This window comes from Bradyrhizobium sp. AC87j1 (assembly GCF_002936975.1).
GTDB lineage: Bacteria > Pseudomonadota > Alphaproteobacteria > Rhizobiales > Xanthobacteraceae > Bradyrhizobium > Bradyrhizobium shewense.
In genome coordinates this window covers 92,085-112,966 of the sequence record NZ_PTFE01000002.1, presented here as the reverse complement: position 1 = coordinate 112,966, position 20,882 = coordinate 92,085, and the positions used below count along the sequence as shown (strand labels likewise).

The following is a 20,882-nucleotide window of genomic DNA, read 5'->3' as shown; positions in this document are numbered from 1 at the left end:
AGTCGGGCCCTCTATATCTTGACCTTTGGTCCTATCCGCAGTAGATACCCCGCACTCGCAGCCGGCCCGTTAGACGCGGATCTCCGGCGCGGCTTTGAAATCCCCGAACAATCGAGCCCGGTTTCCGGCTCATCCTTCGAGACAGAGGGCTGGGCCAACGGCGGCTGTTCGGATCCCTGAAATTCATTCGCGTCTGTCGACGGACGTTGGACATCAAAACGATGGCAGTCAGCCCGTTCAAGTTCTTGCAGGAAGTGCGCTCGGAGACCGCCAAGGTCACTTGGCCGACCCGCCGCGAGACCACGATCACCACCATCATGGTGTTCGTCATGGTCGCCGTGGCCTCGATCTTCTTCTTCGCCGCCGACCAGATCATCCGTGTCCTCATCACTTACCTTCTGGGCATTCACTGATGGCAACCGCAACCGCTCAACTGTCCGACAAGCGCTGGTACATCGTCCACGCCTACTCGAACTTCGAGAAGAAGGTCGCCGAATCGATCCGCGAGCAGGCCAAGCAGCGCGGGCTCGAGGAGCTGTTCGAGCTGGTGCTGGTTCCGACCGAGAAGGTCACCGAAGTGCGCCGCGGCCGCAAGATCGACGCCGAGCGCAAGTTCTTCCCCGGCTACGTGCTGGTGAAGATGAAGCTGACCGACGAAGCGTTTCACCTGATCAAGAACACGCCGAAGGTCACGGGCTTCCTCGGCGCCGAAAACAAGCCGATGCCGATCTCGGAATCCGAGGCCATGCGCATCCTGCACCAGGTGCAGGAAGGCGTGGAACGGCCGAAGGCGTCGGTGTCGTTCGAGATCGGCGAGAACGTGCGCGTGGCCGATGGCCCGTTCGCCTCGTTCTCGGGTGTCGTCGAGGAAATCGACGAGGCGCGCTCGCGCGTGAAGGTCGCTGTGTCGATCTTCGGCCGTGCCACGCCGGTCGAATTGGAATTCGGTCAGGTCGAGAAGGTCTGACCGGGTAGCGCGTGAAGCCGAAAAGCTTCGCGCAAAGAGAGGCCGTGGGAGGGAGAGGGCGGTTGCCAGCCGCATCCGACCCAGACCACGAACCTGAAACCGCTGGCAGCCAGCCGGCACAACAGGAGTGATACATGGCAAAGAAAGTGACCGGATACCTGAAGCTTCAGGTCCCGGCCGGTGCGGCGAATCCTTCGCCCCCGATCGGTCCCGCGCTCGGTCAGCGCGGTCTCAACATCATGGAGTTCTGCAAGGCGTTCAACGCGCAGACCCAGAAGGAAGAGAAGAACACCCCGATTCCCGTCGTGATCACGATCTACGCCGATCGTTCGTTCACGTTCGAGATGAAGACACCCCCGATGTCCTTCTTCCTCAAGCAGGCCGCCAAGATCCAGTCCGGCTCGAAGGCGCCGGGCCGTGACAAGGCCGGCAAGGTGACCAAGGCGCAGGTGCGCGAGATCGCCGAGAAGAAGATGAAGGATCTCAATTGCGATTCCATCGAGTCGGCCATGAAGATGGTCGAGGGCTCTGCCCGTTCGATGGGCCTGGAAGTGGCGGGGTAATTGGTCATGGCAATCGGAAAGCGTTTGAACAAAGCCCGCGAAGGTGTTGACCGCGAAAAGCTTTATCCGCTCGCGGACGCCATCAAGATGGTCAAGGAACGCGCGAAAGCGAAGTTCGACGAGACCATCGAGGTCGCGATCAATCTCGGCGTCGATCCGCGTCACGCCGACCAGATGGTCCGTGGCGTCGTGACCCTGCCGAACGGCACTGGCCGTACGCTCCGCGTAGGCGTGTTTGCCCGCGGCGCCAAGGCCGATGAGGCCAAGGCTGCAGGTGCTGACGTCGTCGGCGCCGAAGACCTGGTCGAGAAGGTTCAGAATGGCTCGATCGATTTCGACCGCTGTATCGCCACCCCCGACATGATGCCGCTGGTCGGCCGTCTGGGTAAGGTGCTGGGCCCGCGCGGCCTGATGCCGAACCCGAAGATCGGCACCGTGACCATGGACGTCACCGGTGCGGTGAAGGGTGCCAAGGGCGGCTCGGTCGAGTTCCGCGTCGAGAAGGCCGGCATCCTGCAGGCCGGCGTCGGCAAGGCCTCGTTCTCCGAGGAGAAGCTGGTCGAGAACATCAAGGCTCTCGCCGATGCTGTCTCGAAGGCGAAGCCGGCTGGTTCCAAGGGCACCTACATCCAGCGCGTTGCGGTGTCCTCGACGATGGGCCCGGGCGTGAAGGTCGAGCCGGGCACCATTCTCGGCTAAGTCTGGAAATTGCATGAGGCGAGGGGCGGAATTGGGCAACCGATTCCGCCCTTCGTCGTTTGTGGCAGGGCTCACCGGAAACGAGAACAATGGCTGACAAGGTCCTGATCTATTCACGCTTTCCCAAGACGATGATGGCGCGTTTTGCCGAGCGGTTCGAATTGCTCGACACCGGTGGCAAGCCCGCTAGCGAGGTGTTTTCGGCGGAGGAGCTTAGCGGCATCCGCGCGATGCTGACCGCGGGCGGCTCGCCGCTCGGCGCGGAGGCGATGGACTTGTTTCCGAAGCTCGGCGCGATCGTTTGCTACGGCACCGGCTATGACGGTGTCGACCTGAAGGCGGCAGCGAGCCGCGATATCGCGGTCGGTCACAGTCCCGGCGCCAATGCGGCTTCGGTCGCCGACATCGCGGTGACCCTGATGCTGGCGACGATCCGCCGGATCCTCGTCGCCGACCAATATGTCCGCAGCGGCGACTGGGCGGCGTCGAAGCAATCACCGATGATGCGCCCGCAGGCCGGCATGCCCGGCCGCCGTATCGGCGTCTACGGCATGGGCGAGATCGGCCGCAAGATCGCAGGCCGCTGCGCCGCCTTCGAGAGCGAGGTCGGCTATTTCAGCCGCAGCAATTACGATCTGCCCTACCAATATTTCCCGACGCTGGAGGCCCTGGCTGACTGGTGCAGCGTGCTGATGATCGCGGTCCGGGCAGGGGCCGAGACTCAGCATGTCGTCAATGCCGATATCCTCAAGCGCCTCGGGGAGCACGGCTACGTCGTCAACATCTCCCGCGGCTCTGTCATCGATGAGAAGGCGCTCGTGGCGGCCCTGACCGACAAGACCATCGCCGGCGCCGGCCTCGACGTCTTCGAGAAGGAACCGCACGCCCCCGACGCCCTGACCGCGCTCCCGAACGTGGTCTTCGCCCCCCACATTGGCGGCCATACCCTCGAATCGCACGTCGCCATGCAGAACTGCGTGCTCGCGAACCTGACGGCGTTTTTCGAGGGCAAGCCGCTGCCTCATGCGGTCAAATCGGTCTGAATCGGTCCTTATCGACCCGGATCAAGCGCCCAGGGCAACAGATTGGAACTGGTGTGAATTTTGCTCTTGGCAAGCAGGCTCTGAGCGGTTAAAGAACCGCTTCCGGACGTGCCGGCCTCGGCTGGCGCGTTCGTGCACGTATTCCGAAAACCCGACAAGACAGGAGATCATTCCTTTTCAGGACGTCCGTGAGGATTTGCCCGAAAAGGAAGGAAAACCCGTCGGTTGGTGGAGTGCGGGCAGAGGTCGGACGGTTCGCCGGCTGACCTTGTCCTGTCCAAGACTGCAGGCGCTCGCGGGAAGTTTCGACTTCTCAACGGCTTAATCGCATGGCCTGCATAGACGGGTGAAGACCGGATTTCACTTCGCATCCAGCTTTAAGGGCTGGTTTGCGGAACGGGTCTGGTTCGGACCTCGACACGCCGTGGGCTCTCACGAGCTCCCGGAGGGCAGGCTTTGAATCGTCGTCTCGCCCGGCGCGTGTCCGATGGGTATTGACCCGGAGGTTCAGGTTTTGGGTGGGACGATGGGTGCAACCCGGCGGTCCCGCTTTTCGCGATGACCGCCAACCGGAAAGAGCTTGCTGTGGAACGAGCGGCAAAAAAGGAAGCGGTCGAACAGCTCAACGGGGTCTTCAAGACCACGAGCGTCGCGGTCGTTGCTCAATATTCCGGCCTGACCGTTGCCCAGATGCAGAAGCTGCGCATGCAGATGAAGCAGGCTGGCGCTTCGGTGAAGGTCTCGAAGAACCGTCTCGCCAAAATTGCTCTTGAAGGCACTGACGTCATTGCCATCGGCCCCATGCTGAAGGGACCGACTGTGATCGCCACTTCGAACGATCCGGTAGCGGCGCCAAAGGTCGCCGTCGAATTCGCCAAGGCGAACGAAAAGTTCGTCATCGTTGGCGGCTCGATGGGAAAGACCGTCCTGAATGTCGACGGTGTGAAGGCTCTCGCCTCGCTGCCGTCGCTTGATGAACTGCGCGCCAAGATCGTCGGCCTGCTTGTGGCCCCGGCGACCAAGATCGCTCAGCTCGCCAATGCGCCCGCGGGCAAGCTCGCGCGCGTCATCCAGGCTCATGCCTCAAAGGGCGAAGCGGCCTGACGCCCTTCGCAAAACTCAAACCCGAACCAGACTTACACGTAAGGAAACTGAACAATGGCTGACTTGCAGAAGATCGTTGACGACCTCTCGAGCCTCACCGTGCTCGAAGCTGCTGAACTCGCGAAGCTCCTCGAAGAGAAGTGGGGCGTTTCGGCTGCCGCGGCTGTCGCCGTGGCCGGCCCGGCTGGTGGTGGCGCTGCCGCCGCTCCGGCGGAAGAGAAGACCGAGTTCACGGTCGTTCTCGCCAGCGCCGGCGACAAGAAGATCGAGGTCATCAAGGAAGTCCGCGCCATCACCGGCCTGGGCCTGAAGGAAGCAAAGGACCTCGTCGAGGGCGCGCCGAAGCCTGTCAAGGAAGGCGTGAACAAGGACGAAGCCGAGAAGATCAAGGCCCAGCTCGAGAAGGCTGGCGCGAAGGTCGAGCTCAAGTAAGCACCGCTTACTGGCGAGGTCTCGGGCGAGCGTAAGCAGGCCCGAGATCCTGGCTTGCCCCTCAAAAAGGGGTGGGCCTGATGCAAAAGGCGTGCGACGGAACGTCCCGACGCAGGCCGAACACGAAAAAGTGTGGGGATTTGAGGGTTCGCCCCTCGAATCTCCACTATTGTCGCCCCATATCGGTTCGGCAGCACGAAAGCGCGGTGGGCAGGGATACCGGATTCTCTGTAAGCCGTTGGGAGAGCAGGCTATTTCGGGCTTTTGCAGTCCGTGAAGAGGATGGTTGTGACGGGCGGGCGCGCACCAGCGCCCCGCGCGTCGTTTTGCGTTTTGAAGGTCTGAAGAACAGATTCAGGACATTCCGGCCTGAACTTGAGTCTCCGGCCCCCAAAGCGGGTTCGAAAAATTCAACCCGGGGAGCGGTGGCAGCCGCGTTCCGGAGGGCGCGCCCAGAGCGGGCGACGAAAATGAGAGGCCACGATGGCGCAGCAGACATTCACCGGTCGCAAACGCGTTCGCAAGTTCTTCGGACACATCAAGGAAGTCGCCGAGATGCCGAACCTCATCGAGGTTCAGAAGGCGTCCTATGACCAGTTCCTGATGGTCGATGAACCCCAGGGTGGCCGTCTCGACGAGGGTCTGCAGGCGGTATTCCGCTCGGTGTTTCCGATCTCCGATTTCTCGGGCACCTCGATGCTGGAATTCGTCCGTTACGAGTTCGAGCAGCCGAAATACGACGTCGACGAGTGCCGCCAGCGCGGCATGACCTTCGCGGCTCCCCTCAAGGTGACGCTGCGCCTCATCGTGTTCGATATCGACGAGGAAACCGGCGCGAAGTCGGTGAAGGACATCAAGGAGCAGGACGTCTACATGGGCGATATCCCGCTCATGACGATGAACGGCACCTTCATCGTCAATGGCACCGAGCGCGTCATCGTCTCGCAGATGCACCGCTCGCCCGGCGTGTTCTTCGATCACGACAAGGGCAAGACCCATTCCTCGGGCAAGCTGCTGTTCGCTGCCCGCGTCATCCCGTATCGCGGTTCCTGGCTCGACATCGAGTTCGACGCCAAGGACATCGTCTATGCGCGTATCGACCGTCGCCGCAAGATTCCGGTGACGTCGCTGATGTTCGCCCTCGGCCTCGACGGCGAGGCGATCCTGTCCACGTTCTACAAGAAGATCCTCTACAAGCGGACCAAGGAAGGCTGGCGCGTTCCGTTCGACGCCAACCGTTTCCGCGGCTACTCGACCGTCAACGACCTGATCGACGCCGATACCGGCAAGGTCGTGCTCGAGGCCGGCAAGAAGCTCACCGTCCGTGCCGCCCGCCAGCTCCAGGAAAAGGGGCTGAAGGCGCTGCGTTTGGCTGATGAGGAGCTGGTCGGCAATTACATCGCCGAGGACCTCGTCAACCCGAAGACGGGCGAGATCCACGCCGAAGCCGGCGAGGAAATCACCGACAAGTCGATGAAGGTGCTCAACGAGCACGGCTACAAGGAGCTGCCGCTCCTCGACATCGACCACGTCAATATCGGCCCCTACATCCGCAACACGCTCTCGGCCGACAAGAACATGACGCGTGAAGACGCGCTGTTCGACATCTACCGCGTGATGCGTCCGGGCGAGCCGCCGACACTGGATTCGGCGCAGGCCATGTTCCAGTCGCTGTTCTTCGATGCCGAGCGCTACGACCTCTCCGCGGTCGGCCGCGTCAAGATGAACATGCGCCTCGACCTCGATGCGCCCGACACCCAACGCACGCTGCGCAAGGAAGACATCCTCTCCGTCATCAAGACGCTGGTGGACCTGCGCGACGGCAAGGGCGAGATCGACGACATCGACCATCTCGGCAACCGCCGTGTGCGCTCGGTCGGCGAGCTCATGGAGAACCAGTACCGCATCGGCCTCCTGCGCATGGAGCGCGCGATCAAGGAGCGCATGTCCTCGGTCGACATCGACACGGTCATGCCGCAGGACCTGATCAACGCGAAGCCGGCGGCTGCCGCCGTGCGCGAGTTCTTCGGCTCCTCGCAGCTCTCGCAGTTCATGGACCAGACCAATCCGCTCAGCGAGATCACCCACAAGCGCCGTCTCTCGGCGCTTGGACCGGGCGGTCTGACCCGCGAGCGCGCGGGCTTCGAGGTGCGCGACGTGCATCCGACGCATTACGGCCGCATCTGCCCGATCGAGACGCCGGAAGGTCCGAACATCGGCCTGATCAACTCGCTCGCGACCTTCGCGCGCGTGAACAAGTACGGCTTCGTCGAGACGCCGTATCGCAAGGTCAAGGACGGTCGCGTCACCGACGAGGTCGTGTACCTCTCGGCGATGGAAGAGGGCCGCTACACGGTCGCGCAGGCCAACGTGCCGCTCGACCCGAAGGGCCGTTTCACCGAAGACCTCGTGGTCTGCCGTCACGCTGGCGAAGTCTTGCCGGTGACGCCGGACAAGGTCGACTACATGGACGTGTCGCCGAAGCAGCTCGTTTCGGTCGCCGCGGCGCTGATCCCGTTCCTCGAGAACGACGACGCAAACCGCGCGCTGATGGGCTCGAACATGCAGCGCCAGGCGGTGCCGCTGGTTCGCGCCGAGGCGCCGTTCGTCGGCACCGGCATGGAAGGCGTGGTTGCGCGTGACTCGGGTGCCGCGATCGCGGCGCGTCGTTCGGGCGTGATCGACCAGATCGACGCCACCCGCGTCGTCATCCGCGCCACGGAAGATCTCGATCCGACCAAGTCGGGCGTCGATATCTACCGTCTGATGAAGTACCAGCGCTCCAACCAGTCGACCTGCATCAACCAGCGTCCGCTGGTGAAGGTCGGCGACATCGTCAGAAAGGGCGACATCATCGCCGACGGTCCGTCGACCGATCTTGGCGAGCTCGCGCTGGGGCGGAACGTGCTCGTCGCGTTCATGCCGTGGAACGGCTACAACTTCGAAGACTCGATCCTGCTCTCCGAGCGGATCGTGAAGGAAGACGTCTTCACCTCGATCCACATCGAGGAATTCGAGGTGATGGCCCGCGACACCAAGCTCGGACCTGAGGAAATCACCCGCGACATTCCGAACGTCTCGGAAGAAGCGCTGAAGAACCTCGACGAAGCCGGTATCGTCTACATCGGTGCGGAAGTCCGCGCCGGCGACATCCTGGTCGGCAAGATCACGCCGAAGGGCGAGAGCCCGATGACGCCGGAAGAGAAGCTCCTGCGCGCCATCTTCGGCGAGAAGGCTTCCGACGTTCGCGATACCTCGCTGCGCGTTCCTCCGGGCGTGCAGGGCACGATCGTGGAAGTTCGCGTGTTCAATCGTCACGGCGTCGACAAGGACGAGCGTGCGCTGGCGATCGAGCGGGAAGAGATCGAGCGTCTGGCCAAGGACCGCGACGACGAGCAGGCGATCCTGGACCGCAACGTCTACAACCGTCTTGCCGAGCTCCTCGAGGGGCGGCAGGGCATTGCCGGCCCGAAGGGCTTCAAGAAGGACACCAAGATCACCCGTGCGGTGCTCGAGGAGTACCCGAAGTCGCAGTGGTGGCTGTTCGCCTCGCCGAACGACAAGCTGATGGCCGAGATCGAGGCCATGCGGAAGCAGTACGACGAGTCGAAGAAGGGGCTTGAACAGCGCTTCCTCGACAAGGTCGAGAAGCTTCAGCGCGGTGACGAATTGCCGCCCGGCGTGATGAAGATGGTCAAGGTCTTCGTCGCGGTGAAGCGCAAGATCCAGCCCGGCGACAAGATGGCCGGCCGCCACGGCAACAAGGGCGTGGTGTCGAAGATCGTGCCGATCGAGGACATGCCGTTCCTCGAAGACGGCACGCACGCCGACATCGTGCTCAACCCGCTCGGCGTGCCTTCGCGCATGAACGTCGGACAGATCCTCGAGACCCATCTCGGCTGGGCCTGCGCCGGCCTCGGCAAACGTATCGGCCAGACCGTCGATGCGTACCTGTCGAAGCAGGACATCAAGCCTCTGAAGGAGACCTTGAAGAAGGTCTACGGCGAGGACGAGACGATCAAGACGCTCAACGACAACGAGTTGATCGAGCTCGGCCATAACCTCAGCCGCGGCGTGCCGATCGCGACGCCGGTGTTCGACGGCGCCAAGGAAGCCGACATCGAGGAGATGCTGAAGCTTGCCGGCCTCGACGCTTCGGGTCAGTCGACCGTCTATGACGGCCGTACCGGCGATGCGTTCGATCGCAAGGTGACAGTGGGCTACATCTACATGCTCAAGCTGCACCATCTCGTGGACGACAAGATCCACGCGCGTTCGATCGGTCCGTACTCGCTCGTCACCCAGCAGCCGCTGGGCGGCAAGGCGCAGTTCGGTGGCCAGCGCTTCGGCGAAATGGAGGTGTGGGCGCTCGAGGCTTACGGCGCGGCGTACACGCTCCAGGAAATGCTGACGGTGAAGTCGGACGACGTCGCCGGCCGTACCAAGGTGTACGAGGCGATCGTGCGCGGCGACGATACGTTCGAGGCCGGTATTCCGGAATCGTTCAACGTGCTGGTCAAGGAAATGCGCTCGCTCGGCCTCAACGTCGACCTGCACAACTCCAAGGTTGGACCGGCGCCGACGTCGGAAGCGGCCGAGTAATACGACCTGTCATGCCCGGCCTTCACGGCCGGGCATTGGCGCCCCTCCCGATGCCTTGAGGGCAGGGCGCCCTGCTAAGTGATTTTCGAATTTGCGGCCGGAGGCGACCGGCACGCGAGGAGAAGACGATGAACCAAGAAATTATGAATCTCTTCAACCCGACGACGCCGGCTCAGGTCTTCGACCAGATCCGGATCTCGATCGCGTCTCCAGAGAAGATTCTGTCCTGGTCCTACGGCGAGATCAAGAAGCCGGAGACCATCAACTACCGCACCTTCAAGCCCGAGCGCGACGGCCTGTTCTGCGCCCGCATCTTCGGGCCGATCAAGGATTACGAGTGCTTGTGCGGCAAGTACAAGCGCATGAAGTACAAGGGCATCATCTGCGAGAAGTGCTCGGTCGAGGTCACGCTGTCGCGCGTCCGGCGCGAGCGCATGGGCCATATCGAGCTCGCTGCCCCCGTCGCCCACATCTGGTTCCTGAAGTCGCTGCCCTCGCGCATCGGCCTCCTGCTCGACATGACGCTGAAGGATCTCGAGCGGATCCTCTACTTCGAATATTACGTCGTGCTCGAGCCGGGCCTCACCGCGCTGAAGGACCGCCAGCTGCTGTCGGAAGACGAGTATCTGAAGGCGCAGGACGAGTACGGCCAGGACAGCTTCACCGCCATGATCGGCGCGGAGGCGATCCGCGAGCTGCTCAAGGGCATGGACCTCGAAAAGCTCGAGGCGACCTTGCGCCTCGAGATGCAGGAGACCGACTCCGACATCAAGCACAAGAAGCTCGCCAAGCGCCTGAAGATCGTGGAAGCGTTCCGCCACTCCGGCAACAAGCCGGAGTGGATGATCATGACCGTGGTTCCGGTGATCCCGCCGGACCTGCGTCCGCTGGTGCCGCTCGACGGCGGCCGCTTCGCGACCTCGGACCTCAACGACCTCTACCGCCGCGTCATCAACCGCAACAACCGCTTGAAGCGGCTGATGGAGCTGCGCGCGCCCGACATCATCATCCGCAACGAGAAGCGCATGCTTCAGGAAGCGGTCGATGCGCTGTTCGACAACGGCCGCCGCGGCCGCGTCATCACGGGCGCCAACAAGCGTCCGCTGAAGTCGCTCGCCGACATGCTCAAGGGCAAGCAGGGCCGCTTCCGTCAGAACCTGCTCGGCAAGCGCGTCGACTATTCGGGCCGTTCGGTGATCGTGGTCGGTCCCGAGCTGCGTCTGCATCAGTGCGGCCTGCCGAAGAAGATGGCGCTCGAGCTGTTCAAGCCGTTCATCTACTCGCGGCTTGACGCCAAGGGCCTGTCCACCACCGTGAAGCAGGCGAAGAAGCTGGTCGAGAAGGAGCGGCCCGAGGTCTGGGACATCCTGGATGAGGTCATCCGCGAGCACCCGGTGCTGCTCAACCGCGCACCGACGCTGCATCGTCTCGGCATCCAGGCGTTCGAGCCCGTGCTGATCGAGGGCAAGGCGATCCAGCTTCACCCGCTGGTCTGCTCCGCGTTCAATGCCGACTTCGACGGCGACCAGATGGCCGTGCACGTCCCGCTGTCGCTCGAAGCGCAGCTGGAAGCGCGCGTCCTGATGATGTCGACCAACAACATCCTGCATCCGGCGAACGGACAGCCGATCATCGTGCCGTCGCAGGACATCGTGCTCGGTCTCTACTACGTGTCGATCATGCGCGAAGGCCTGCCCGGCGAGGGCAAGGTGTTCGGCGAGATGGCCGAGCTCGAGCACGCGCTGCACGCGAAGGTCATCCACCTTCACACCAAGATCAAGTACCGGTGGGAAGGCATCGACGAGACCGGCAAGATCTCCAAGCGCTGGATCGAGACCACCGCCGGCCGCGTCATGCTGGGTAACCTGCTGCCGAAGAACCCGCGCGTCCCCTACGAGATCATCAACAAGCTGATGACCAAGCGCGAGATCTCCGGCGTCATCGACCAGGTCTACCGTCACTGCGGCCAGAAGGAGACGGTGATCTTCTGCGACCGCATCATGGCGCTCGGCTTCTACAACGCGTTCAAGGCCGGCATCTCGTTCGGCAAGGACGACATGGTCGTGCCGCACTCCAAGTGGAAGATCGTCGACACCACCCGTACGCTGGCGAAGGATTTCGAGCAGCAGTACAACGACGGCCTGATCACCCATGGCGAGAAGTACAACAAGGTCGTCGACGCCTGGTCGAAGGCCACGGAAGAAATCGCCAAGGCGATGATGAAGGAAATCTCCTCCACCAAGAAGACGGCGGCCGGAGCGGATGCCGACATCAACTCGATCTACATGATGGCTCACTCCGGCGCCCGCGGTTCGCCGGCCCAGATGCGCCAGCTCGCGGGCATGCGCGGCCTGATGGCCAAGCCGTCGGGCGAGATCATCGAGACGCCGATCATCTCGAACTTCAAGGAAGGCCTTTCGGTTCTCGAGTACTTCAACTCGACCCACGGCGCCCGCAAGGGCCTCGCGGACACCGCGTTGAAGACCGCGAACTCGGGCTACCTGACCCGTCGTCTCGTCGACGTGGCGCAGGACTGCATCATCACGCAGAGCGACTGCGGCACCAAGCTCGGCATCAAGATGCGCGCCATCGTCGATGCCGGCACCGTGGTGGCTTCGCTCGGTTCGCGCATCCTCGGACGCACGGCCTGCGAAGATATCCGTGACAGCTCCGGCAAAGTGATCATCAAGCGCGATACGCTGATGGAAGAAAGCCATCTGGACGCCATCCAGCAGGGTGGTGTGCAGGAGGTGAAGATCCGCTCGGCGCTGACCTGCGAACTCGTCAACGGCATCTGCGGCAAGTGCTATGGCCGCGACCTCGCCCGCGGCACGCCGGTCAACCACGGCGAAGCGGTCGGCGTCATCGCGGCGCAGTCGATCGGCGAGCCGGGCACCCAGCTCACCATGCGCACCTTCCATATCGGTGGTGCGGCGCAGCTCAACGAGCAGTCGTTCGTCGAAGCCAACTTCGACGGCAAGATCGTGATCCGGAACAAGGCCATCGCCCGCAACAGCGAAGGCCATCTGGTCGCGATGGTGCGCAACATGGTGGTGGCGATCGTCGATGCCGACGGCACCGAGCGTGCGACGCACCGTGTCCAGTACGGTTCGCGCCTGCACGTCGATGAAGGCGACATGGTCAAGCGTGGCCAGCGCATCGTCGAGTGGGATCCCTACACCCGTCCGCTCCTCACCGAAGTCGAAGGTACGATCGGCTTCGAGGATCTGGTCGAGGGGCAGTCGATCTCGGAAACGCTCGACGAGGCCACCGGTATCGCCAAGCGCGTGGTCATCGACTGGCGCTCCACCCGCGGCGGCGCGGACCTGCGTCCGGCCATCGTGGTCAAGGGCAAGGACGGCAAGGTGCTCAAGCTCGCCCGTGGCGGCGATGCCCGGTACATGCTGTCGGTCGACGCCATTCTCTCGGTCGACGTCGGAGCCAAGGTCAACCCGGGCGACATCCTGGCCCGTGTCTCGACCGAAAGCGCCAAGACGCGTGACATCACCGGCGGTCTGCCGCGGGTGGCGGAACTGTTCGAGGCACGGCGTCCGAAGGATGCGGCGATCATTGCCGAAATCTCGGGCACCATCCGGTTCGGACGCGACTACAAGAACAAGCGTCGCATCTCGATCGAGCCGATGGACAAGACCGACGAGCCGCGCGAGTACCTGATCCCGAAGGGCAAGCACATCCACCTTCAGGACGGCGACGTCGTCGAAAAGGGCGACTTCATCGTGGAAGGCAACCCGGCACCGCACGACATCCTTGCGGTCAAGGGCATCGAGGAACTCGCGGCCTACCTGGTCAACGAGATCCAGGAGGTCTACCGGCTCCAGGGCGTGCTCATCAACGACAAGCACATCGAGGTGATTGTCCGTCAGATGCTCCAGAAGGTGGAAGTCACCGACCAGGGCGACACGGACATGATCTCCGGCGAGCAGGTCGACAAGATCGAGTTCGACGCGCTCAACGAGAAGGCGAAGGAAGAGGGCAAGAAGATCGCCACGGGTACGCCGGTTCTGCTCGGCATCACCAAGGCGAGCCTCCAGACCCGCTCCTTCTTCTCGGCGGCCTCGTTCCAGGAGACCACCCGCGTCCTCACGGAAGCGGCGGTCAACGGCAAGGTCGATCCGCTCGAAGGCCTCAAGGAGAACGTCATCGTCGGCCGGCTGATTCCGGCAGGCACCGGCGCCTCCATGGCCAAGATTCGCGAAGTCGCCATGAAGCGCGACAAGCTGATCCTGGACGAGCGCGAGAAGCAGGCGGCGGTCGTGTCGCCCGCGCCGGAAGCGGAGCTTCCTGCGCTGCCGCCCGCGGAATGATCGTTCATCCGTAGGACTACCGAGGACAATGAAAAGGCCGGCGAAAGCCGGCCTTTTTGTTGCTTTGCTTGTCTGTTGCGATGCGGGATCAACCTTCGTTCATCTTTCCTTCAGCCGCAAAAGCGCTTCTGCTAGGAGAGTTTAGACCGGTGGTCCCGTGAAGGGGGCGGGCCGGAGACCACGGAACTCACATGCTTGATCTTGCAATCGTAGGCGGCGGCCCCGGCGGGCTGATGAGCGCTTGGTATCTGAAGCGCAAACTCGGCGATCTCTGTCGCGTCACCATCTACGAGGCCTCCGATCGGCTCGGCGGCAAGATCGTCACGCGCAAGTTCGATTCCGCGCCCGCGATGTACGAGGCCGGCGTCGCCGAGATCTACGACTACTCGATGACCGGGCCGGATCCGCTGCGCGAGCTGATCCAGCATTTCGGGCTGCAGACGATACCGATGGACGCCGAGCAGGTGCAGTTCGGCGGCGAGCTTCTCGACGACGTGCCGGGCATGCGCCGCAAGTATGGCGCCAAGACCGCCGCGGCGATCGAGGCGTTCCGCAAGCGCTGTGCCGAGGCGATGTCGCCGATCGAATACTACGAGGGCGTCGGCGCGCACGACAACGAGAACCCGTGGGCCTACAAGACCGCCGAGCAGGTGCTCGACGAGGAGGTCGAGGACGAAACCGCAAAGCGCTTCTTCAAGGTGATGGCGCGCTCCGACATCGCCACCGAGAGCCACAACACCAACGGCCTCAACGCGCTCAAGAACTATCTGATGGATGTCGACGGCTATATCGGCCTTTATTCCATCCAGAACGGCAACGAGCAGCTGATCGAGTGTCTGCAGTCGGAGGTCAACGCCGACATCCAGCTCAATCACCGCGTGCTCACCGTTGGCAAGGCGCCGACCGGCCGCTACCAGCTCAAGATGATGAACGGCAAAGGGCCGGAGACGCGCGACTTCGATCTCGTGCTGGTCTGCCTGCCGCATTCCTGGCTCGCCACCATGGGGTGGGAAGGCGAACAGCTCCGCAAGTCGATGGTCAAGCACGTTTCTTACTTCGACCGTCCCGCGCATTACCTGCGCGTCTCGATCCTGTTCGATACGCCGTTCTGGGGCGAGAAGATTCCAGGCGCCTGGTTCATGTCGGAAGCCTTCGGCGGCTGCTGCGTCTACAACGAGGGTGCGCGCCACGACGTCGGCAAGCACGGCGTGCTGAACTGGCTGATTCCCGGCTCCGACGCGCTGGCCTTCGCCAATCTGTCGGACCAGGAGCTGATCGATGCCGCGCTGAAATCGCTGCCGGTCTCGCTCGGCGATGCGCGCCTGCATTTCATGGAAGGCAAGATCCATCGCTGGTTGTCGTCGGTGAACGCGATTCCGGGCGGCCTGCCGGTGCGCGACGTCATGACCAATCACCGGCCTGAGCCGAAGGAGCATCCCGGCATCGTGGTGGTCGGCGACTATCTGTTCGATTCGACGCTGAACGGCCTGCTCGACTCCTCGGATGCGGCAACCGACATCATCCTGACTGAGATGATGCGCCTGCGCCGCGAGCGCGCGCAGGACGACAAGCCGCTCTCCGACAAGATCGATCGCGACTATTTCGAGAACTATCGCGGCCTCGGCCCCTATCATGAGGCGTGGCGCCACTTCACCGATCCCGATTACCTCACCCGGCTGCTCGGCATCGTCTGGGGCAAGACCAAGGGCGCCAAGCTGCTCGTCGCGGGCTCGGCCAGCGGCGAACTGGTCGGCGCGCTGCGCGAGCGCGGCATCGATGCCTTCGGCATCGAGAGCAACCGCGCCATCCACGCCAGGACACCGAAGGCGCTGAAGAAGTACAACAAGCTCGGCTCGATCACCGACATGCCGTTCAAGGACGGCGCGTTCGACTTCGTGTTCGAGACCAGCCTTTGCCACGTTTCCCCGAAGCAGGTGGTCCGCGCAATCAAGGAACTGAACCGCGTGGTCAAGACCGGCCTCGTGTTCGGCTCGATTACCTCGGACATGGCGCCGGCGCTGATCGACCGCTACGACCTCCTGCGCGGGGTCAAGAAACTCGGCACGTGGTGGGAATGGTCCGAACTGTTCTTCGGCAACGGTTTCGACCTCTCGATGCACCGCAAGGATTGCACCGATGCGCTCTGGGAGGCCACGCTCGCCGCCAACAAGGGGCCGGGGCAGTGGTACGCCGACGCCGACAGTCTGCGCTATTCCTTCTTCGACAAGGTCGAGGAGGAGGACGAGGACTAGCCGCGGGGCGCGCGTTGAATTCGCCAATTGTTTTGCCGAATTCATCCTGATCGCATAGAATCGGTGCAATAGCGGCTTTCCGCTATGTCCTGCTTTCTCTGCGGTCATGCCGGCCGTCAGCATCGGTTGGTTTCATGGCATCCAAGCCTCTTTCGCCCGACAAACAGAAGCTCGCCGCCGATGAGGCGGCCGAGCTCGACGACAAGCTCGCCTCGACTGCCAAGCCGGACCTCGAAGACGACGAGGATGCCGAAGACGAGGCGGATGACGAGGTGGAGCTCGACGACGATGATGAGGACGAGGACCTCGTCGTCTTTACCGCCCGCGAAGCCGCCGGCGCGCTCGCGACCATCGTCGGGTTCGTCAAGCCGTTCCTGGCGAACTACAAGCGGATGCTGTCTTTCGTGGCGTTTGGCGTCTGCGTCGAGACGCTGTTCAACGTCATCATGCCGCTCAGCCTCAAGTACCTGATCGACGACGCGCTCGGGGAGGAGGACTTCCAGGCGCTGTACAAGATCCTCGGCGTGCTCGCCGTCGCCGGCATCTTCACCTCGATCGTCGCCGTCTGGTACGAGCGCTGGGACGCGCGATTGGCGGCCTGCATCATCTCCGACGTCCGCAAGCGCCTGTTCGAGCACGTTCAGGACCTGCCGGCGGCCTATTTCGGCCGCACCAAGCGCGGGGAGATCCTGTCGCGCTTCTCCGTCGACCTCTCGGCCTTTGAAGGCTCGGTCAAGACGTTTGCCAACAGTGCCGCGCTGCCGTTTCTGGAGCTGATCGCCGGCATCATCCTGATGGTGTTCCTGAACTGGCAGCTCGCGGCGGTCGCGCTGCTCGTGTTCCCGATCACACTGATCGGCCCGCGGATCCTGACGCCCAAGGCGGTGCAGGCCAATTACGAGCAGAAGCTCAACGAAAGCGCGCTGCTCGGCATGGTGCAGGAGAACGTGGCGGCGCAGGCCGTGATCAAGGCGTTCAGCCTGCAGCGCAAGATGTTCGGCTTCTTCACCTTCCGTAACCACGAGGCGCGCGACAAGATCGCCTCCGCCGCGTTCCTGTCGACCATGGTGGAGCGGACGGTCACCATCTCGGTGCTGATGCTGCACCTCGTGGTGCTCGCGATCGGCGCTTATCTCGCCACCAAGGGCCAGATCACCATCGGCACCTTCGTCACCTTCGAGAGCGCGTTCTGGGAGGTCTCCTACAACATCGCCCATGTGATGCATTTCATCCCGGTGTCGATCTCCTCGGCGGCGGCGATCCGGCACATGCAGGAGCTGCTGGACGAGCCGACCCGCGCCGCCGACCGCCCCGGCGCGCCCGATTTGCCGCGCATCACCAACGACATCACCTTCGATCACGTCACCTTCCAGTACGAGGGCAGCCAGACGCCGGTGCTGGACAATCTCAGTCTCAAGCTCAACGCGGGCAAGCGCATCGCGATCGTCGGCCCGAGCGGCTCCGGCAAGAGCACGTTGCTCAACCTGATCCTGCGGCTCTACGTGCCCGACGAGGGGCGGGTCACCATCGACGGTGTCGACGTCCGCAAGGTGACGCTGGATTCGCTGCGCCGGAGCATGGCGGTGGTGTTCCAGGAGAACATGCTGTTCAACATGTCGATCCGCGAGAACATCCGGCTCGGCAAGGAGGGCGCGACCGATGAGGAGGTGGAGGAGGCCGCCAAGAAGGCCGAGATCCACCGCTATATCATGAGCCTGCCGCAGCGATACGACACGCCGGTCGGCGAGCGCGGCGACACCCTGTCGGGCGGCCAGCGCCAGCGCATCGCGATCGCGCGCGCGGTCATCCGCAACCCCTCGGTGCTGCTGCTGGACGAAGCCACCTCGGCGCTGGACCAGACCACGGAAGCCGCGATCAACCGCACGCTGCTCAAGGTCGCGAAGGGCCGCACCATGATCTGGTCGACCCACCGCCTGACCTCGGTGGTGGAGATGGACGAGATCATCGTGATCTCAGGGGGCAGGGCGATCGAGCGCGGCTCGCATGCCCAGCTGCTCGCCAAGAACGGGACTTATCGCAAGCTCTGGAACGACCAGATCCACCAGCCGCACGGCGCGGCGGCTCACGCCGACGACGGCAGGGACGATGAGGACGAAGACGACCTCGAGGATGCCGAGGACGAGGACGACGAGGAGCAATGACCGAGCAAGTTCGGCTCCAGCTCGAAGGCGCCTCCAAGCGGCCGCAGCAGGCCTTGAGCCGACCAGGCGATGAAGCGGGCCCAGCGCTGCGCCGTCCAGTAGGGGCTCGTCGCGGTTGAGACTGAGCGGAAGTCGAACGCCTTCGCCGCCGACCATTCGTCGCAGGCCCGTTTGACCGGATCTGCGTAGAAGGCAGCGATCTTGGCCGCACTCATCCCGTCGCAGGCGAGCCAGTCCGGGACGTGGACGTTGCAGAGCCGCTCGACGTCGGTGAAGACCTTGTCGCAGCCGGTGCCGGCGACGGGGCAGGAGGTCGCGAAGGCATCGCCCACCAGCACGAGGCCGGGCTGGCCGCGGCAATCGTTCACATAGAGATCGACCGGGCGGATCTTGATCTCGCCCGGGATATCGAACGGGCCCGTGATGGCCTTGAGCCGGGGCAGGGCCGCATCCAGCGTCTCGGTCGGGGCGCGGCGCAGCTCGCGCAGCCAGGGGTCGTCGCAGGCGCGATAGACGAACAGATTGGCGCGCATCCGCGTGCCGACCGGAAACAGCGTGATGTACGGGATGCGGTCGCTCGGACGTTCGGAGAAGTAGGTCAGGGCCGGGAAGGCGAATGCTGGGCACCCGACCGGAACGATGTCGAACCCGATCGAGATCGAATGGCAGGCGCTGATGACTTTTCGGACGATGCCGAGCTGGTGGCGCAGGCCGACATTCAAGCCATTGGCGAGCACCACCAGGCGGGCCGAGATCGTCTCGTCATTGGAGAGCACGACCCTTTGCCGCTCCTCGCTCGTCTCGACGGCTATGGCCTTGGCACAGATGCGCTCGACGGAAGCGGGGATTTCGTCGCGGACAGCGTTGACCAGGGAATCGTACAGGATGTTGAACTGCCGGCTCGGCGCCTTGTCGAGCAGGCGGCCGAAGCGGGCGATCCAGTTCTCGCCGGCAAAGGTCGCCCGGCGCAGCACTGATTCTGCGATTCCGGTCCTCAGAAATCGCCCGACCTGCTCCTGGCCACTGAGTTTCTCGACGCGAAAGTCCGCCGGATAGCTCACATGCGGATCGACCAGGACGGTCGAAATGTCGGCCCGGCCGAGCATCGCGGCGGCGGTCGAGCCAGCCAATCCGCCGCCGATAATGGCAATGTCGGTGTACCGCATGGCGCCCATCTCTGCCGAAGGGCCCAGATTGACGCATCAACGGGAAAAAAAGCCTTAGCTCTGGTTATAAAAGTACTTTTCACCCGGATATAATAATTCTCAGGCTGGCGGAACCGAGAGTCCGTTCCCATATCGGAGTAACGCGGCGAGGGCGGCAAACAACGATTTTGACAGGCTCCTGAAGCGCTTCGTGGCTGTCGTTTCGCCTTGACTTGATCGATTCTCACTTATAGAAAGCGCCTCACTTAACGACAGGCGGTGAGCATCGCCAGCGTCGGAACGGGCCACCCGCTAGATCCCCAAGGACTAAAGCCAATAGGGATCGCTCAAGGCGGGCACCAACCTCGACGAATGCCGCTCAAACGCTGTCGATCATAGCTAGGCAATGCCAGTGCGATTCTAGTTCTCTTGAGCTTATTCTCTTGAGATCGAATTCGGATGCATGACCTCAGTGCGCGGGCCGCGGCTTTATGCTGACCGGCCTCAATACTGCGGTCCTCTGTGGCGTCGAAGCGCTTTCCGCCCGTTGATGGGGCGGTTGGCGCGATTTCGCTTTGTGCGGATTGTTCCGCGGAAGGCGACCTCGTCGGGCGGGTAGCTCGAAAGAATTTGCAGTCCCGGCAACGGGCTGCGGCAAGACAGCGGATCCGAAAAGGGTCTGCGACAGAACAAAGGGTAAGGCCAGGATGCCGACGATCAACCAGCTGATCGCTCAACCGCGTGAAGTGCAGAAGTCGCGCAAGAAGGTGCCGGCGCTGCAGCAGTCGCCGCAGAAGCGTGGTGTTTGCACCCGCGTCTACACCACGACCCCGAAGAAGCCGAACTCGGCGCTTCGTAAGGTCGCCAAGGTGCGCCTGACCAACGGCTTCGAGGTGATCGGCTACATCCCCGGTGAGGGCCATAACCTCCAGGAGCACTCGGTGGTCATGATCCGCGGCGGTCGCGTCAAGGACTTGCCCGGCGTGCGCTACCACATCCTCCGCGGCGTTCTGGATACCCAGGGCGTCAAGAACCGTAAGCAGCGTCGTTCGAAGTACGGCGCGAAGCGTCCGAAGTAAGCGGGAACCAGGTCCATGTCTCGTCGCCACTCAGCGGAAAAGCGCGAAGTCCTTCCCGATCCGAAGTTCGGGAACATCATCGTCACGAAGTTCATGAACTCGGTGATGTACGCCGGCAAGAAGTCGGTCGCCGAAGGCATCGTCTACGGTGCGTTCGGTATCATCGAAACCAAGACCAAGCAGAACCCGCTCGGCGTGTTCGAGCAGGCACTCGAGAACGTCATGCCGACGATCGAAGTGCGCTCCCGCCGCGTCGGCGGCGCGACCTACCAGGTTCCGGTCGAAGTTCGTTCGACCCGCCGTCAGGCGCTGGGCATCCGCTGGCTGATCTCCGCTGCGCGTGATCGCAACGAGAAGACCATGACCGAGCGGCTCTCGGCCGAGCTCCTGGACGCGTCGAACAACCGCGGGAATGCCGTCAAGAAGCGCGAAGACGTGCACCGGATGGCGGAAGCCAACCGCGCCTTCTCGCACTATCGCTGGTAACGGCGACACACGGAATCTAAGGA

14 protein-coding genes are annotated in these 20,882 nt (G+C 63.1%); 13 read left to right on the top strand and 1 reads right to left on the bottom strand.

The window, feature by feature from the left end; all coding sequences use genetic code 11:
* Positions 1-221 precede the first annotated feature (221 nt).
* The 11 genes from secE to CV770_RS01940 all read left to right on the top strand — a co-directional run bounded on the left by secE (position 222) and on the right by CV770_RS01940 (position 18,149).
* Entirely contained in the window at positions 222-413 is a 192-nt protein-coding gene (gene secE / locus CV770_RS01990; RefSeq protein ID WP_026202711.1) for a preprotein translocase subunit SecE, read from the top strand.
* A complete protein-coding gene (nusG, locus tag CV770_RS01985) occupies positions 413-967 on the top strand; it encodes a transcription termination/antitermination protein NusG (protein ID WP_008136441.1) in 555 nt (184 codons plus the stop codon). Before secE ends, nusG begins: the two co-directional genes overlap by 1 nt.
* Before the next feature lie 134 nt (positions 968-1,101).
* Positions 1,102-1,530 (top strand): 50S ribosomal protein L11, encoded by a 429-nt coding sequence (rplK, locus tag CV770_RS01980; protein WP_006611824.1) that lies wholly within the window; start codon positions 1,102-1,104, stop codon positions 1,528-1,530.
* A gap of 6 nt (positions 1,531-1,536) precedes the next feature.
* Positions 1,537-2,229 carry a 50S ribosomal protein L1 gene (gene rplA, locus CV770_RS01975; protein ID WP_014494487.1) on the top strand — a complete coding sequence of 231 codons (693 nt, stop codon included), beginning with the start codon at positions 1,537-1,539 and terminating at the stop codon, positions 2,227-2,229.
* A gap of 89 nt (positions 2,230-2,318) precedes the next feature.
* Positions 2,319-3,272 carry a 2-hydroxyacid dehydrogenase gene (locus CV770_RS01970; RefSeq protein WP_104461129.1) on the top strand — a complete coding sequence of 318 codons (954 nt, stop codon included), beginning with the start codon at positions 2,319-2,321 and terminating at the stop codon, positions 3,270-3,272.
* 585 nt (positions 3,273-3,857) lie between these two features.
* Positions 3,858-4,376 carry a 50S ribosomal protein L10 gene (gene rplJ / locus CV770_RS01965; protein ID WP_091957815.1) on the top strand — a complete coding sequence of 173 codons (519 nt, stop codon included), beginning with the start codon at positions 3,858-3,860 and terminating at the stop codon, positions 4,374-4,376.
* A gap of 54 nt (positions 4,377-4,430) precedes the next feature.
* A complete protein-coding gene (rplL, locus tag CV770_RS01960) occupies positions 4,431-4,808 on the top strand; it encodes a 50S ribosomal protein L7/L12 (protein WP_091957455.1) in 378 nt (125 codons plus the stop codon).
* A gap of 483 nt (positions 4,809-5,291) precedes the next feature.
* Positions 5,292-9,410 carry a DNA-directed RNA polymerase subunit beta gene (rpoB, locus tag CV770_RS01955; RefSeq protein WP_091957451.1) on the top strand — a complete coding sequence of 1,373 codons (4,119 nt, stop codon included), beginning with the start codon at positions 5,292-5,294 and terminating at the stop codon, positions 9,408-9,410.
* 128 nt (positions 9,411-9,538) lie between these two features.
* Complete coding sequence (gene rpoC / locus CV770_RS01950; protein WP_091957448.1) at positions 9,539-13,735, top strand: DNA-directed RNA polymerase subunit beta'; 4,197 nt, start codon at positions 9,539-9,541, stop codon at positions 13,733-13,735.
* A 191-nt stretch (positions 13,736-13,926) separates the two neighbouring features.
* Complete coding sequence (locus CV770_RS01945; protein WP_104461128.1) at positions 13,927-15,987, top strand: FAD-dependent oxidoreductase; 2,061 nt, start codon at positions 13,927-13,929, stop codon at positions 15,985-15,987.
* Positions 15,988-16,121: 134 nt separating this feature from the next.
* A complete protein-coding gene (locus CV770_RS01940; protein WP_104461127.1) occupies positions 16,122-18,149 on the top strand; it encodes an ABC transporter ATP-binding protein in 2,028 nt (675 codons plus the stop codon).
* Here CV770_RS01940 and CV770_RS01935 read toward each other — a convergent pair.
* On the bottom strand, positions 18,071-19,315 hold the full coding sequence (locus tag CV770_RS01935) for an FAD-dependent oxidoreductase (RefSeq protein ID WP_104461226.1): 1,245 nt from the start codon (positions 19,313-19,315) through the stop codon (positions 18,071-18,073). The genes CV770_RS01940 and CV770_RS01935 overlap by 79 nt on opposite strands.
* Positions 19,316-20,001: 686 nt before the next feature.
* Between CV770_RS01935 and rpsL the strand changes: the two genes are divergently transcribed.
* Together rpsL and rpsG are read left to right on the top strand one after the other, a co-directional pair.
* The gene (gene rpsL / locus CV770_RS01930) at positions 20,002-20,373 is read left to right on the top strand and encodes a 30S ribosomal protein S12 (protein WP_007603006.1); all 372 of its coding nucleotides are present in this window, start codon (positions 20,002-20,004) and stop codon (positions 20,371-20,373) included.
* A gap of 15 nt (positions 20,374-20,388) precedes the next feature.
* Positions 20,389-20,859, top strand: coding sequence for a 30S ribosomal protein S7 (gene rpsG, locus CV770_RS01925; RefSeq protein ID WP_018322260.1), 471 nt, complete (start codon positions 20,389-20,391; stop codon positions 20,857-20,859).
* The last annotated feature ends 23 nt before the right edge of the window (positions 20,860-20,882 follow it).

Coding starts and splice junctions, on each gene's coding strand:
- secE (WP_026202711.1), top strand. CDS start 222: ATGGCAGTCAGCCCGTTCAAGTTCTTGCAGGAAGTGCGCTCGGAGACC.
- nusG (WP_008136441.1), top strand. CDS start 413: ATGGCAACCGCAACCGCTCAACTGTCCGACAAGCGCTGGTACATCGTC.
- rplK (WP_006611824.1), top strand. CDS start 1,102: ATGGCAAAGAAAGTGACCGGATACCTGAAGCTTCAGGTCCCGGCCGGT.
- rplA (WP_014494487.1), top strand. CDS start 1,537: ATGGCAATCGGAAAGCGTTTGAACAAAGCCCGCGAAGGTGTTGACCGC.
- CV770_RS01970 (WP_104461129.1), top strand. CDS start 2,319: ATGGCTGACAAGGTCCTGATCTATTCACGCTTTCCCAAGACGATGATG.
- rplL (WP_091957455.1), top strand. CDS start 4,431: ATGGCTGACTTGCAGAAGATCGTTGACGACCTCTCGAGCCTCACCGTG.
- rpoB (WP_091957451.1), top strand. CDS start 5,292: ATGGCGCAGCAGACATTCACCGGTCGCAAACGCGTTCGCAAGTTCTTC.
- rpoC (WP_091957448.1), top strand. CDS start 9,539: ATGAACCAAGAAATTATGAATCTCTTCAACCCGACGACGCCGGCTCAG.
- CV770_RS01945 (WP_104461128.1), top strand. CDS start 13,927: ATGCTTGATCTTGCAATCGTAGGCGGCGGCCCCGGCGGGCTGATGAGC.
- CV770_RS01940 (WP_104461127.1), top strand. CDS start 16,122: ATGGCATCCAAGCCTCTTTCGCCCGACAAACAGAAGCTCGCCGCCGAT.
- CV770_RS01935 (WP_104461226.1), bottom strand. CDS start 19,315: ATGCGGTACACCGACATTGCCATTATCGGCGGCGGATTGGCTGGCTCG.
- rpsL (WP_007603006.1), top strand. CDS start 20,002: ATGCCGACGATCAACCAGCTGATCGCTCAACCGCGTGAAGTGCAGAAG.
- rpsG (WP_018322260.1), top strand. CDS start 20,389: ATGTCTCGTCGCCACTCAGCGGAAAAGCGCGAAGTCCTTCCCGATCCG.